Source organism: Limnothrix sp. HT2024, from assembly GCF_059138625.1.
Genome location: NZ_CM181121.1, coordinates 2,061,736 through 2,077,104 on the forward strand (window position 1 = coordinate 2,061,736; position 15,369 = coordinate 2,077,104).

Sequence of the window (15,369 nt, forward strand, 5' to 3'; positions counted from 1 at the left end):
TTACGGCTCTATCTTGACTGCACGACTCAAAAGGGTTGCCAGTTGGCGATCGGTTTCTTCTAGGGATTGCTCTCCTTGGGCCAGTTCCGCTAGCACCGTGAGCAATTCCCGCTCCAGGTTGGGGGGTGGCAGGGCCGACGGAACCACCGCTTGCACCGGCTGAACGGCACTGCTGGCCTTCACGGCCTTGACACAGAAGTTGCGGATGATCGCCACTAACTGCCCTTGGGGATCCAGCAGGGCCAAGTGGAATCGCCGTAGGGCCTGTTCATCGGCCGCCGTGGCCGAAGCTGAGCCGAGGGGACTCGATCGAACCAGCACCGTGCCCGCAGCGGGCCAAGGGCCAAACCACTGCACCGACTCGACCATGAACGGCAGCCAGAGCTGATGGTGAGCGGTCTGGCGTTGCAATTCCGCCTGTACCGTTTGCCAAACCATATCCAGCCGTTGACCCATGGGGCTGAAAACCGGCGCGGTCAGCGGCGGGATCGCCAGTTGGGCCCGCGTGCCGCCCGGGAGCCACTCAACTTGCTGAACACCCCGGAAGTTGGCCCCATAGGCCACACCCGTTTGGTCAAAGATTTCGTAGAACGCCTGAATCGATAGCGGTTGCCCCTTGGCTCCCAACAAATCCACAAACTCGGCGGGGAGGGCAGGGGGCCGCTCGATCGCCCGGAGGGCCTGACCCGAGGCATAGGCGATTCCTTGGGCATTCTCCACGGTGAAGCGGATCCGGTCGGCGCTGGCGGTCAAGGCAACTCGCAGCGTCAGGCCCTGGTTTGGCACTTCGGCCCGGCGCATCCAGGTAACCTCCGCAAACCCGCCGACGGTTCCCCAAGTGGCGGCTCCGTTCCCTTGGCGAATGGTCTCGGCCACCAGATCCAGCAAGGCAGATCCCGGCAAGGTGGGGCGGCCGCTCACCTGGTGCTCTTGGGCGATCGGGTTATGGGAGTCAATGGTGTAGCTCACGCTCCAGGGGCGATCGGGCGCGGGGGCTGTTTCCCCATTCGTGGTCGCGGACGACACCGGGAGCGACTCGGGGGCCAATGGCGGCGCAACCGTCTCGGGGAGGGGAATCCAGCAGCGTCGTCGATCGAACGGCGATCCAGGCAGGGCCAGGCGCACAGGCGGAACGGGCCGCGGCAGGGCAGTCCAATCCACGGAGCCGCCTTGGATCCAATGCTGGGCAAGGGTGGATAGGGCGGATAGGGCGGATCGATCCGCGAGATCAGCGGCAGCTAGCGGGGGCGGAACGGGTTGACCGGGCTGCACTTCACCCAACCACAGGTTGCTTGTCCCATCGCCCGGGTTTTGACCTTGACCATAGGCTGTTAAAACCCGCTGCAATTGGGCGATCGAATCAACCACGACCGCCAACCGCTGGGCCGCGGGTCGCCGGCCCACCTGTAAGGTGAAGGCCAGATCGGCCAGGTTGGCCGTGGAATCGTTCTGGAGGAAGTTCGCAAGGTTCCGGGCCGTGATCCGCAACAGTTGCGGCGTGCGGGCCGACAGAATGATCAGTTCCGGCTGTGTCAATCGCGGCAACTCTGGCCCCGATCGAACATGGGAGGGGGCTTCCTCCACAATCACATGGGCATTGCTTCCACCTGCACCAAAGCTGCTGAGACCCGCACGAAGCGGGGCGGGCCCTGCCCAAGGCGATCGGGTTCTCTGCAACCGGAAAGCACTGTGCTCAAAGTCGATCGCCGGATTGGGCCGATCGGAATGCAAACTGGGCACCAATTGGCGATGCTTCAGTTGCAGCAGGATTTTGCACAGCCCCGCAATGCCCGCCGCCGATTCCAGGTGGCCAATGTTGGATTTGATCGACCCGATCGCGCAATGGCCGGGCTGCACCTGGGGATCCCGCGCAAAGGTCAGTTGCAAGCCGTCCATTTCAATTGGGTCGCCCAGGGAAGTGCCTGTGCCATGGGCTTCCAGGTAGGACAGGTCATGGGCCGCGAGCTGGGCCCGCTCCAACGCCAGGCGCACCACTTGGGCTTGGGCTTGGGGATTGGGAACGGTGTAGCCGTTGGTTTTGCCCCCGTGATTCATGGCGCTGCCCCGAATCACGGCTTGGATCGGGTCTCGATCGCGCAGGGCCGCCGCCAAAGGCTTCAGAATCACCGTGCCCACCCCTTCGCCGGGCACATAGCCATCGCCACCGGCCCCAAAGCTGCGGCATTTCCCATCGGTGGAGGCAAACCGCAGATGGGCCATTTGCACATATTTCACGGGGTGGAGATAGAGATTCACGCCTCCAGCGATCGCCAGTTGACATTCCCCCCGCCGCAAGCTTTCACAGGCCAAATGAATCGCGCTGAGGGACGCAGAGCAAGCGGTATCCACGGGCATACTGGGCCCTTGCAGGTTCAGGGTATAGGACACCCGATTCGCCACCGACCAAAAGGATGAGTTGGGGAAACTGGGCACCCCCGCCCGCCAAGCATCCAAGGCCAACAGGTGATAGCTGCCCCAGGTCACCCCGGCAAAAACGCCTGTGGCATGGGGGCGATCGGGATCGTCCGAATCGAGGGCATCCGGGCGATAACCGGCATTTTCGAGGGCTAACCAGGCGGATTCGAGGAACAGTCGCTCCTGGGGATCGATCAACTCAGCATCCTTAGGGGTGATGCCAAAAAAGAGCGGGTCAAATTGATCCACCTGCTCCAAAAAGCCTCCCCAGCGGGCATAGGTTTTGCCCAGTTGTCCCGGTTGGGGGTCATAAAACAGGGCGTGATCCCAGCGATCGGGCGGCACATCCGTAATGGACTCGCCCCCTTGGGCCAGCAATGTCCAAAGGTGATCAAGGGTTTCTGCACCGGGAAAACGGCCATGGCAACCAATGATGGCGATCGGCTCCGGGGTGGCTTCCCGATCAACGGGAGCGGCCGCCAAGGTCAGCGGGTCGGGGTTGGCACTGGAGTCCGCCGGGGCGATCGCGGGTTGGGGCGATCGTGTTTGTAGGTGTTCCGCCAGCGATCGGAGGGTTCTGTGATGAAAGAGCAAGGTTTTGGGCAGGGGGCCAAAGCGCGTTTCAAGCTGCGCCGTTAATCGCCGCACCGCCACGGAATCCAGCCCGTAGATATCCAACCCCGCTTCCGGATCCAGCCGATCGGGGGCGATTTTCAGCTCCCGACCAAACAGGGTTCGTAGCTCCGTTTGCAATTGCTCTTGGGCTGCCACCATCTCCAGATGGGATCCCAAGCTATGGTTTGGGGCATGATTTGGGGTTTGGACTGGCTGAGGGCTGGCTGCCAGACCCGATCGAGCCGTGGATTGCAGTGCTGATGGCGATTCCGGTTGCGATTCCAGACCCAAAAACCGGCGCAACAACGCCCGATCGCCCCAGGCCGCCACCAACGCCGCTGGGCCCGCCGCCAGCCAGTCCGTCAACAGCGCCAACCCCGCCTCCGTCGGCATCGGAGCCAGCCCCGTGGTTTGCCGCAGGTGATGCAGGTGCTCGGCGGGAATCTGCATTCCGCCGTCCTGCCACAAGGGCAACCCAATCACCCAGCGGCGCGGATCCTGGGCCGCAAACTCATTCAAAAATGCATTGGCTGCCGCGTAGTCTCCCTGGCCGGGGTTGCCCAAAACGCTGACCAACGATGAAAACAGTAAGAAAAAGTCCAGGGGATCCGTGGCGGTAGCCGCCGCCAACAGACGCGTTCCCATCACCTTGGGAGCCAACACCTGTCGGAATGAGGCTTCATCCTTCAGGGCAATGGCCTGATCGGCCAAAACCCCGGCTCCATGAATCACCCCTTGCAGGGGGCCAAAGCGTTGGCGGGCCCGGCGCAGGGCTTCATCCAGGGACTCGGAACAGGTGAGGTCAGCACTCAGGTAAATGGCCTCGCCCCCCAAGGATTGGATCTCTTGGATGAAGCGCACCCGTTCCCGATCGAGCCGATGGCGACCCAGCAGGATCAAGTGAGCTTGAAACTCCCGAGCCAAATATCGCGCCAGGAGCTGACCCAGACCGCCAAAGCCTCCGGTGATCAAATAAACACCCCCTTTGCGCCAACCGGGCCCGGGCGATCGGCTGTCTGATGGGGCCGAAGGATCAAGGGTAATTTCCACCAGCCGGCATTCTTGCCAGTGACCGTTGCGCAAAGCCAGTTCCCGCGCCTGGCCGGGATGGGGCAGGGGCAGGGCAACTTCCAGGGGCCAAGCCAAGGCCGGCTCGGTGGGCAGTTGCGCGATCGCCAGGGAGGCCGCAGCCCAGTGGGGATATTCCGCCACCAGGGTGCGCAAGAAGGCGGCCTGCATGGCGGCGGTAGGGTTAGGGGCGATCGCCACCAGGGTCAAGGGGCGATCGTCCATTAATTTTTGGCTGAAGGTCTGGCTGAACCGCAGGAGGCCCAACAGGCTCTCGGTTTCATCACCATTCCCCACATACCAGCCCTGGAGGGGGCCCGGGGGCAGGGGCTGGCTGGGCGCTGGATTTTGGATGACGATCGCGGCGGGATACCGCTGCCGCAGGGTTTGGGCCCAAGCCGCCGCCTGCTCCTCGGGGCAACTCAGCACCAGGGTGATTGGCTCGGAGGGGACGATCGCTCCTCGGCCAGCGCTCCCTAGAGCATCAACATCATTGCGCCAAACCCGTTGGGCCAGGACAGCCCCTTCCACGGGCGGTGACTCCGGTCGTTGGGGGCGGCGCATTGGCTCCCCGGCGGACAACCAGTGCCGCTCCGGGGCGAATGGGTAACCAGGAAGGGAAATGATTTCGCCCATGGCCGGCCAGAACACCTCGTTTCCGGCCACCCATCGGGGCGCAACGGCCAGCCAATTCCCCTGCTCCAGCAACGTTTGCGTCACGGAACAGTGATCGTGCATCAAAGCGGGAGGAGCCTGAATCCGCTGACTGGGTAGTTGTCCACTAAACGTCCATTGATCGGGTTGACCAGCTAACCACGATCGCAGGGATTGCCGTAACCGTTCGACGGAATCGGCCACAACGGCCAAGCGCGTTCCCAAGGGTTCACGACCCCGTTGCAGGGTGGCCGCGATCGCCCTCAGGGGTCGATCGGGATGGGCCGCCAAGTCCGCTTCCAGATCTGTCACCAAAACTCGCAATCGATCAGGATTAGCCGCCGACAGGGGAATTAGCACTGGGGCAGTCTGATCCGTCGGGGCTGGGCCCGAGGGCTGGCCTTGGACATCCGTCACCGATTCCAAGAGCAGATGGGCATTGACTCCACCTGCGCCAAAAGAACTCACGCCCGCCCGCCGCACACCGGCCACGGGAGTCCAAGGCGCAAGTTGCCGCTGCACCCGAAAACCCATCTCCGCAAAGGCGATCGCGGGATTGGGAGGATCCGCATGGAGGGACGGAACCAACTGCCCATGCTGCATCTGCAACAGCACCTTGATCAGACCCGCAATGCCCGCAGCGGATTCCGAATGGCCAATGTTGGACTTCACAGAGCCGATCGCGCAGGGGGTGGGTCGGTTGCCCCCCAACACGCGACTGAGGGCCGCCATTTCCACCGGATCGCCCAATTCCGTGCCCGTGCCATGGGCCTCGATGTAGCTGACGGTTTCGGGAGCAAACCCCGATTGATCCAGCGCTTGGGCGATCGCCGCCGACTGGGCCAGTGGGTTGGGCACGGTGTAGCCATGGGTGCGCCCCCCGTGGGTGACGCTGGAACCCTGAATGATGCCGTAGATTCGATCGCCATCCGCTCGCGCCTGGGCCAACGGCTTCAAAACCACCGCCCCGACCCCTTCGCCGGCCCCGTAGCCATCACCCCCGGCTCCAAAGCTGTGGCAGCGGCCATCTCGGGAGGCAAACTGCAGTTGGCTCATGGCCACAAACTTGGAAGGGTGCAAATAAAGATTCACGCCCCCCGCCAAGGCCAAGTCGCATTCCCCGCGTCGGATGGCTTCACAGGCCAAATGCACCGCCACCAAGGACGACGAACAAGCCGTATCGACGGTCAAGCTCGGGCCATGCCAGTTCAGCACATGGGAAACACGATTGGCCACGCCCCAGTGGGAAGGGCCAACGGCAACCACCCGCCCTTGGGCCCAAGCTTCTGCGGCCAGCAGTTGATAGCTGCCCCAAATCACCCCCGCAAAGACCCCGCCCTTGGGCCCCTGGCCTTGGCTGTCCATCAATCGAGAGGGCGCGTAGGCCGCATCTTCCAAGGCATGCCAACAGACTTCCAGGAACAGTCGCTCTTGGGGATCCATGGCCTCGGCTTCCTTGGGGGAAATGCCGAAGAACAGGGCATCGAAGCGATCGACCTGATCCAAAAAACTGCCCCAACGGGTGTAGCTGGTGGTGGGGTTGTGGGGATCCGGGTCGTAGATGAGGTCATGGTTCCAGCGATCGGACGGCACTTCTTGGATCGCTTCTTGGCCCGCCGCCAACTGTTGCCAAAAATCCTGGATCGTTGACGCGCCGGGATAGCGCCCCGCCATGCCAATCACAGCAATCTCTAGCGATCGGGGGGCGGGTTCCACTTGGGGTTTGATTCCGGTGGGATCGATCGCCGGGGCGTGAGTCCCATTGGTTTCATGGATTCCGTTGGTATGGGTTCCGTTGGTCTCGGGCAGTCCGTTGGTATGGGTTCCATTGGCCTCCTGCGCACCCTTGGTCTGTATTCCCATGCCTTGGGTCGCCTGGGACGGGTTCCGGGGTTCCTGGTTCTTGGGCAGTTCCGATGATTCAGTTAAATCGGGCAACCCAGACTCGGCCACGGATTCGGCAAAGTGTTCAGGATAGGTCTGCTGCAAAAACAGGGTGAGTTCGTGCAGATTCCGCTGCTCAAAAAACAGGCTCGGGGGCACTGGGCCAAAGACTTGGCTCAACCGGGCGTTGAGTTTTTTGATCAGCAGCGAGTCCAGACCAAAGCGATTCCAAGGCTCAAAGCGGGTGAGGCGATCGGGAGGAATGGCCAAGGTTGTGGCGAGCAATTGCCGCACTTGAGCCAGGGCTGCAATGTAGGCGGTGTCTTGTTCTGGGGAGGGGCGATCGACTGGCGAATTGGTGGGCGAATTCGCTGGCGGATCGACGAGTTGAGCAACTGGTTGATGAACCGCTGGATTAATTGGCGGATCGACGGGGCGATCGGGCGATCGATCGCTTGTCCCATCCTCAGCTCCAGGGGCCACCGGCAAGGAACTGGCCTGGGCCAATTGCGGCGAACAGCGCACCGGTAGCCAGGGATAGGCTGGCAAATCCAGGGGATAGGCCACCGCCTTGGAATAGAGCCGTTCCCAATCCAGGTCATGGCCCGATCGATAGAGTTCGCCCAAGGACTCCAATGCTTCCCAGCGGCCGGCTCCCGTGGCGATCGCGGCTCCTGCCAACAGACTCGCCGCCGTGCTGGGGGCCGCCAACACTTCAATGTCTGCGCAAGGGGCCGTCGCCTGGGCCAGAAGATAGGTCTGAAGCGTGGCCGGTTGATCGGCAACCCAAGCCACGCGGTAGCGGAAGTGGCTGCGGCGCGTGGCCAAATTGGCCGCCAACCGCCGGAGCGACAATTGCGGGTTAGCCGCCAGGAAATCCGCCAAGTCCTGACACCGCCGTTGCAGGGCAGCTTCTGACTTGGCCGAAACCAGAAACAACTCCGCGATCGGGGCGTGCCCGGCCGGATTGAGGCGGGCCGGGGCCACGGCCGGCGGCTCATCCAACACCAGATGGCAATTCGTGCCACTGAAGCCAAAGGAACTGACGGCGGCTCGGCGCGGAATTCCGGCCGGCGGTTGCCAGGGGCGCAGTTCCCGGTTCACATAGAACGGACTGTCCGCCAAGCGAATGTCCGGGTTGGGGGTCTCGAAGTTTAAGGACGGGGGAATTTGCTGGTGTTTGAAGGCCAACAGCACTTTCAGCAAGCTCGCGAGACCGGCGGTATAGATGGTGTGACCGATGTTGGTTTTGCCGAAGCCAAGGGCGCAAAACTCGTTGGCTGCCGTCTTGTCTCGAAAGGCGCGCGTGATGGCTTCAAACTCAATGGAATCCCCCAGGGCTGTGCCCGTGCCATGGGCTTCCACATAGGTAATGGTGGTCGGGTCAATGTCGGCTGCCGCATAGACCCGACGTTGCAGGGCGCTTTGGCTTTGGCTGTTGGGGGCGGTGATGCCATTGCTTAAGCCATCTTGGTTGACACTAATGCTCCGAATCACCCCATGAATTCGATCGCCCTCGGCCAAGGCATCCCGCAACCGTTTCAGCACCACCACGGCCACTCCTTCGCCGGGCACAAAGCCATCGGCTCCGGCCGCAAAGGCCCGCAACTGCCCCGAGGGCGACACCATTCCCGCCTTACCACACAGCAGATGGATTTGGGGGGTGTGCATGATGAAGGTTCCCCCGGCGATCGCGGTTTGGCAGCGGCCCGATCGCAGGGACTGACAGGCTAGATCGATCGCCACCAGGGACGAGGAGCAGGCCGTATTCACCGTTAAGCAGGGCCCCTGCAAGTTCAAGAAGTAAGCGAGTCGAGCACCCAAAATGGCCACATTGTTGCCAATCAACACATGGCCATCGGGGTTCACGCCCCCCTGTTCCAACCAGCGGTCATAGTCCCCGGTTCCGGCGGCCACAAAGATGCCGCAATCACTGCCGTTGAGCTGTCGATCGGGAATGCCCGCATCCTCCAAGGCCTGCCAAGCTTCGGTCAAGAACAACCGCTGCTCGGGACTCATGAGTTGCGCTTCCACCCCGGTGATCCGGAAAAAGAGCGGATCCCAATCGTGAACCCGATCCAAGAAGGCTCCGAATCGGCAATAGTGCCGGTAGTCCGGATCGCCCGTTTGGGTGGCTAAGGCTTCGGGATCCCAACGATCGGGCGGAACCGGGCCGCAGGATCCGACCCCCCGTTGCAGGTTTTGCCAAAAGTCGTTGAGGGTCGGCGCATCGGGAAAACGGCCGCTCATGCCCACGATCGCGATCGGCTCGGGAATAGCGCGATCGGCCCCCTCAATCACCCCTGCCAGGGCGGCACTTTCAGCACCTCGGCGCGGGTTGCGGGTGCTGGGGGCCGGGGGTGTTGGCATCGTAATCACCACCTTGCCGATGCTTTGCCGACTTTCCAGGTAGGCGAGGGCCGATCGCACCTCCGCCAGCGAAAAGGTGCGATCGACCATGCCTTCGCCGGCCCCTTGGGCCAAGGCCTGGGCCATGTCCTCCAAAGCCAAGGGCACTTCGGGCGATCGGCGCAGGAACCACCGCCGCAAGTCCAAGCTCAAAACCGATTGGTTATCTACCAACGTGGACAGATCCAGGGCGGCCGACGTTTTCCAGGCCGTCATGGCCAGTTCCACATAGCGCCCACCGGGAGCCAAACACCGCAAGCCCTTGGGAATCGCATCCCCCGCCAGGGTGTTAATCACCACATCCACCCCGCGCCCTTCGCTCAGGCGCATGACTTCCGTCTGAAAGTCCAATTCCCGATAGGCAATGGCGTGATGCACCCCGATTTGGCGCAAATAGTCCAGCTTATGGGCACTGCCAGCGGTGGCAAACACTTCCGCCCCGATCGCCAAGGCCATACGCACCGCATGAAGCCCCGTGGCCCCCGCCGCCGTTTGGATCAAAATGCGCTCTCCCGGTTGGAGCCGGGCCCGCTCAATGGCTTGGTGGGCCGTCAGCCAAGTGACGGGGAAGGCCGCAGCGGTTTCGTGGCTGACGGTGGCGGGTTTGCGCACCGCCAGCACCGCATCGGCGTTCACAATTTCCGCCAGTCCGCCCAAGGATTCCCCCAGCAGCGCCATCACCTGGTCGCCCACTTGGAAGTTTTGGACATTGGCCCCCAGGGCAATGATTTCCCCCGACACCTCAAACCCCGGAGTCATGGGATAGGACGGCATCGTGGGATAGAGACCTTTGATGCAAAGCAAATCACCAAAGTTGAGGGCGGCGGCTCGCACGGCAATTTGCACCTGATCCGCCGCCGGAGGGGTGATGGGCTGCGATCGCCACTGCACTTGGGCCACGGAGCCGGGTTGCGTTAACCAAACGGCTCTGGGGAAGGTCAGGGATGAGAAATCAACGTCGGGAATGGCTGCTGCGGTCGATCGGGCAGTTCGGGGCCGATCGGGGGTGGGGCTGGGAACGCTGATCGGCGGGCCGTTGTCAGGGCGGGGCGGGGCGATCGGGGAACCAGCGGCCGGGCGAGTCTCTGGATTAGGCTGCGTGAAATTGGACTGAGTGAAATTGGACTGACTAGCAACCGGATCAGCCGTTGGCGCAACAGCCATTGGCAGCAACGCTTGCAAGTGCTGGGCTAAGCTGCGCACCGTGGGATAGTCAAACAGCACGGTGGTGCGCAACTCTAACCCAAAGGCTTGATTGACCGATCGAATCAGATCCACAGCGCTGATCGAGTCCAGTCCATAGTCCGCAAACCGCCCCTCCGCTTCAATTTCCTCGGGGGCAATTTCCAAACAATCCGCCACCAAGCCCCGCACCTGGGTTTCCAACCCATCCAGGCTGGGGAGAGTGGGGGCCACAGGGGAAACCGAAGCCGTGGGAGCGGCGAGGGGGTTGGAGATTGCCAAATTCGGTGGCGCAACGGCGGCGGGAGGCAACTCCAACGGAGCCTGCAAGTTGGGCAGGGTTTGCAAGTGTTGGGCCAAGCTGCGGGCCGTGGGATAGTCAAACAGCACGGTGGTGCGCAACTCTAACCCAAAGGCCTGATTGACCGATCGAATCAGATCCACAGCGCTGATCGAGTCCAAGCCATAGTCCGCAAACCGCCCTTCCGCTTCAATTTCCTCGGGGGCAACTTCCAAACAATCCGCCACCAAGCCCCGAATTTGGACTTCCAAAGCGCTGATGTTGACAGCGGGTTGGGTGACGGGATTGGCGGTGGATGGTGCGATCGGGGAACTCAAGGCGCTAGCAATCTCCGGGCGATCGGGAGCTGGGGGTGCTGCCATGGTGACGGGCGGGTCTGACTCGCTGGTCTCAGGCGATCGGGCAATACAACCGAGCCGATCGCAGAGGGCATCAGTGCCTCGGAAGATGGCCACTTGGGTCGCATGGCTGGCCAGGAGTTGTTCAAAGGCGGCCAGGCCTTCTTCCGTGCCAATGGCCCCAATCCCTAGCCGCTGAAGCCGCTTGCGATACATGGGCGCAGTGACTCGGCCGCTTTCGCCCCAATAGCCCCAGTTACAGACCACCCAGTGAACCGCCGGGCGTTGCCGCTGCATCTGGGTCATGTAGGCATCTTGGTAGGCACAGCCGGCCACGTAATTCCCCTGGCCCGCATTGCCAAGGAAGGAATTCAAGGACGAAAAACAGGCGAAAAAGTCCAGCCGATCGAGAACCGTGGCTTGGGCCAAGGCCCGGATGCCTGCGGCCTTGACCCCAAAAGCCACCTGAAAGTCGGCCTCGCTCATTTGTGCCAACAGGCCATCCCGCAGCACCAGGGCGGAATGAATCACGCCATGGATTGCGCCATAGCGCGATCGCAGGGTGGCAAACAGGGACTCGATCGCGGCCGCATCTGTAATATCCACCGCCTCATAGATGGCCGTGGCTCCGGCTGTGGTCAAGGCTTGCAGGAGTTCTTGAATCGCTGCGTCCAACGGCCGCCGCCCCAACAACACCAGCTGCAGCCCCGGGATCCTGGCGGCCCATCGCTGGGCCAGGGCGGCTCCAATGCCTCCTGCGCCACCCGCAATGACGTAAACCCCGCCGGGTCTGAGGGGCAAGGGCGATGGGGTTGCAGGCGTGGGGGGAACTGGGATGGCAACCAGGTCACGCCGATAGAGACCGCTCGATCGCAGTGCCAGCTCACAACGCTGGGAGGTCGCCGACAGATTAATCGTCAAAGCTGCCAGCAGGGAGGACGCTTGGCCGTTAGCCAGCCAGGTCTCATCCACATCCACACGGCCCACCTGCCAATGGGGAGACTCCGCCGCCAAGCTGTGCAGCAAGCCCACGATCGCCGCCGCATCCGGTTGCGGGGTTTCGGTGGGTTCCACCGCCGCCGCCCCCGTTGTGATCACCCGTAGCGCTAAGGGCGTTGGGGAGGGGAATCGCTCCTGAAGCCTCTTCAAGAACCGCCATAGCAAGATCGGCCCTTCCTCCCCGATCGCGGGCCAATACCAAACCGTGGTGATGGTTGGGGCAGAGTCAGGGCGATCGGGCCATTGCTCAAGCACCTGTCCCCGGTGGGCCAGCATCGCCGCCTCACGAATCACCGCCGGAATCGGCCCCTGAGCGGAGCAAAGCAACCCCCAACCCGCCTCTTCCAACACCGTTTCGCTGGCCAGGTTCGGGGCGGGGCACGGTTGCCATTGGGGCTGGAACCATCGCAACGGCTCCTGGTCGATCGGCTCTGAGGGGGGTTCCCGATCGGGCTTAGCAGACTCGGGTGCAGCCGGTTGCTGCCCTTGCGCGGGTTGCCATTGGGCCATTTGCAACCGCCCCCCTTGAATCAGAAACACTCGATTGCCGTGGCGATCCAAGCCCATCAGATCAAATTGCCCACCGCGCGATCGGCGATGGGTACAGCGCACCCCAATCCGCCGCACAGCCACCAGCGAGCCATCTAACCAGCAGGCATCAATGCCGTAGGGCACTAATAACGGCTCCAAGGGCGGCTCGGGTTTTGGTTCCCGTTGGAGGTCACGGGAATTCAAGGAATCGGCCGGTTGGGGTAATGCACCCACCGGGTTAGCCCCATTCGCCAGCAACGCGGCCGCCACCTGAAATGCCGCATCCACGATCGCCCAGTCTTCGCCCCCCGTTTCCCGAACCTCTCCCCAAGCCCAGTCCTGCAAAACCGTCACTTGGGTTAGGCATTGGCAACTGAAGCCATAGTCCAAACCCCGGGCCAGGAAAAATTGCCGCAGGGCGATCGCGTCGTAAACCGTTGCCGCCGCCATTGTCTGGGCGGTTAACTCCGGTGCTTGCTCCAACAGGGCCGGAGCTGGCTTGGCCGGGTCACCGTGGGTGGCCCGACAAAACACCTGTCCCGCCGAGTCCACAATTTGGAAAATTTCCCCTTCGGCCCCTTGGCCGCCGGTCTGCAACATTACGGTCAGTGGGTCGCGATCGACCACCGCCGGGGCCAAAAACCGCACATCGCGCCACTGCGATCGGGATCTGGCAGGCGCTCCGGCGGCCCCAGCCGCCAACAACATCGTTAAGAAATAGCCCCCCGGAACCACCCCAAGCGATCGCACCCGATGATCTCGCAGCATCGGATCCGCCGAAGTGAAGGTGACCGGCCGCGAGAAGCCAGCCCCCAGTGAGTCAGACAGCCGATCGAGGCCGGGCCCCACCGCCGCCGGCCCCGATCGGCCCAGGAAATCAGCCCCATTCTGCACCCAAGACACAACACACCCCTCCAGCGATGCCACCAATTGACCATCAGCCGCCAACAACAGCAGATCGAAACGGTCTTGCGACCCGGGCAACGGTATTGCCGCATAGTCGATCGCCACCCCCGGCCGCCAAACCCGACAGGAAGCCACCTCCGACACCAGCGGAATCCCGCGCCGCACCATCGCCGCCTCGCCTACCGGCATCAGCAACGCCGCCGTGAGCCAAGCCGGGTGCAGCAGAAAACTGTGACCATATCCCGCTGCCAGTGAGCTGAGTTGCCACCGGGTCACAAGCCATTCTTCAGTTCGCCACAAAGCGCCTTGGCCTTGATAAAACTCGCCTAACTGCAAGCCCAATTCTTGCAATTCTGCGATCCGATGCGGCCAACCATCACTAGGCTCATGGCTATCTAAATGACGCAGCAAAGATAAAGGCAGAGGCGATCGAGCAGGCCCCTCTGTTGCTAACTTTTTTGTTTCAAGTTGGCAATGCAAATAAAGTTGCCAGTGGCCTTGGTCTCCCGAACCTTGAGCCGCCTCAGCGCCTGCCACTGTGATTCGAGTTCTGGTAATTCGCGCCTCCGATTCCATGGGCTGAAATACCACTCGTAAATGATGCTTCTGAGACCCCCTGAAAACGATTGGACGAATATAGTGCAAATGATTAATGACTAATTCTGTTTGATCCTCGTTTAGTCTTGCATTGCGACTCATTGCAATCCGAAGGATCAGATCTAGTAAGCAACTAAACGGCAGTGTTGGTTGCTCAAAAACGCAATAGTCACGAATAACAGGGTCTTGGAGCTGAACATCAACTTGATAACTTTGTTCAGCACTTTGATTAAGGTCATTCATTGGTCATGAAGGATTTTGAATCTCAATCTTTCAGGAATATTGACCAGGCCCAAGATCGTTATAGAAGCTCTGACATCGGCTAGTTTTAACAACTGGGTCACAATTGATCGGCAATCGTACAAGTAGCGGAAATTGTGCCAATTCGGAATCAATTCGCTAGTCAAAATCAAGTTAAAGCAAACTCATCCTGCCAAAAGCAGAGCTTGAAAGCACGAAAAACGCCTGAAAACGATGAAAGATTATTAATTTTTGAGAAAAAGAGCAAATCAATCAAAACTTAATTGATGTTAGTTTTTGACAGATAAGCAAAAGCAATTTTGATTCTTTGGGTAGAATTTTTGAATTTGGTTCGATGTTATACAGTTTTTCGGCAGCGAACTTTTCTGGATCAAGATTGATTGCCCTTGATTGGTCATTAGTAGTGAATACCAAATTAGTTCACCTGAGAACCAAAATGCATTTTCCACAAAAGGTTAAGACGTTCTATAACCGAAATTTTCGATGAGGAACCTATCGGACGAAATTTCGGTAAAAGCTTGGTGGCACTTCAAACGTTAACCTGTGGTTACCCCCTTTGTCGAGTATATCATCAGCCCCTAATTCCGATGATAGGGTTGCCAAGGAAATCCTGGCAACAAAATATCCAATAATAAAATTATGTTTATGGATCGGTTTATGGAGATGATACTCCTTGGTTGACTATGCGGAAGTAAAGGACAAAACCTAAGCATTGCTCGCTTTACAGGATTTCAGCATCTCTAAAACTTAGTTTTGTTTACGGTTCTTAACTTGAATTTTTAAAGAGCAACTCCAAGGAAATAGCAAGTATTGAAAGTTACATAGGATGAGTCTCAAATATTTTCATTGGGCGTTGGGGTTCCTTGATTTGTTAATTTCAATACAATCTCCTTCAGAATCTGGATGGCTCCAAGATGGCAAGGAGGTTCAAGGGAGGCTCACCGGATTTCTTGGGGCCTAATTTTGCGATCGCAAGAATGTTTAAAGGAGGAAAAAGTGGAGGGCTATTTGTGATCCTGTTTGAATGGAGACCTTTGGAGGGTCTGAATAGCCATCTTCCAAGCCCCAACTTGAATGGCTGCGGCCTGGCGAGCACGATCGGATCGGCATGGCCGGAGATGCGGGCCCGCTGCTGGCGAATTCTGGCCCCTACCGATCTGCGGTTAAACATCGCCCCACGATCAGATCGGCATGGCCGGAGATGCTGTC

At 60.4% G+C, this 15,369-nt stretch carries 1 protein-coding gene; it reads right to left on the reverse strand.

Going from position 1 to position 15,369, the window contains the following annotated elements:
- A complete protein-coding gene (locus AC2IAX_RS08255; RefSeq protein ID WP_494390123.1) occupies positions 1 to 13,713 on the reverse strand; it encodes an SDR family NAD(P)-dependent oxidoreductase in 13,713 nt (4,570 codons plus the stop codon).
- Positions 13,714 to 15,369: the final 1,656 nt, after the last annotated feature.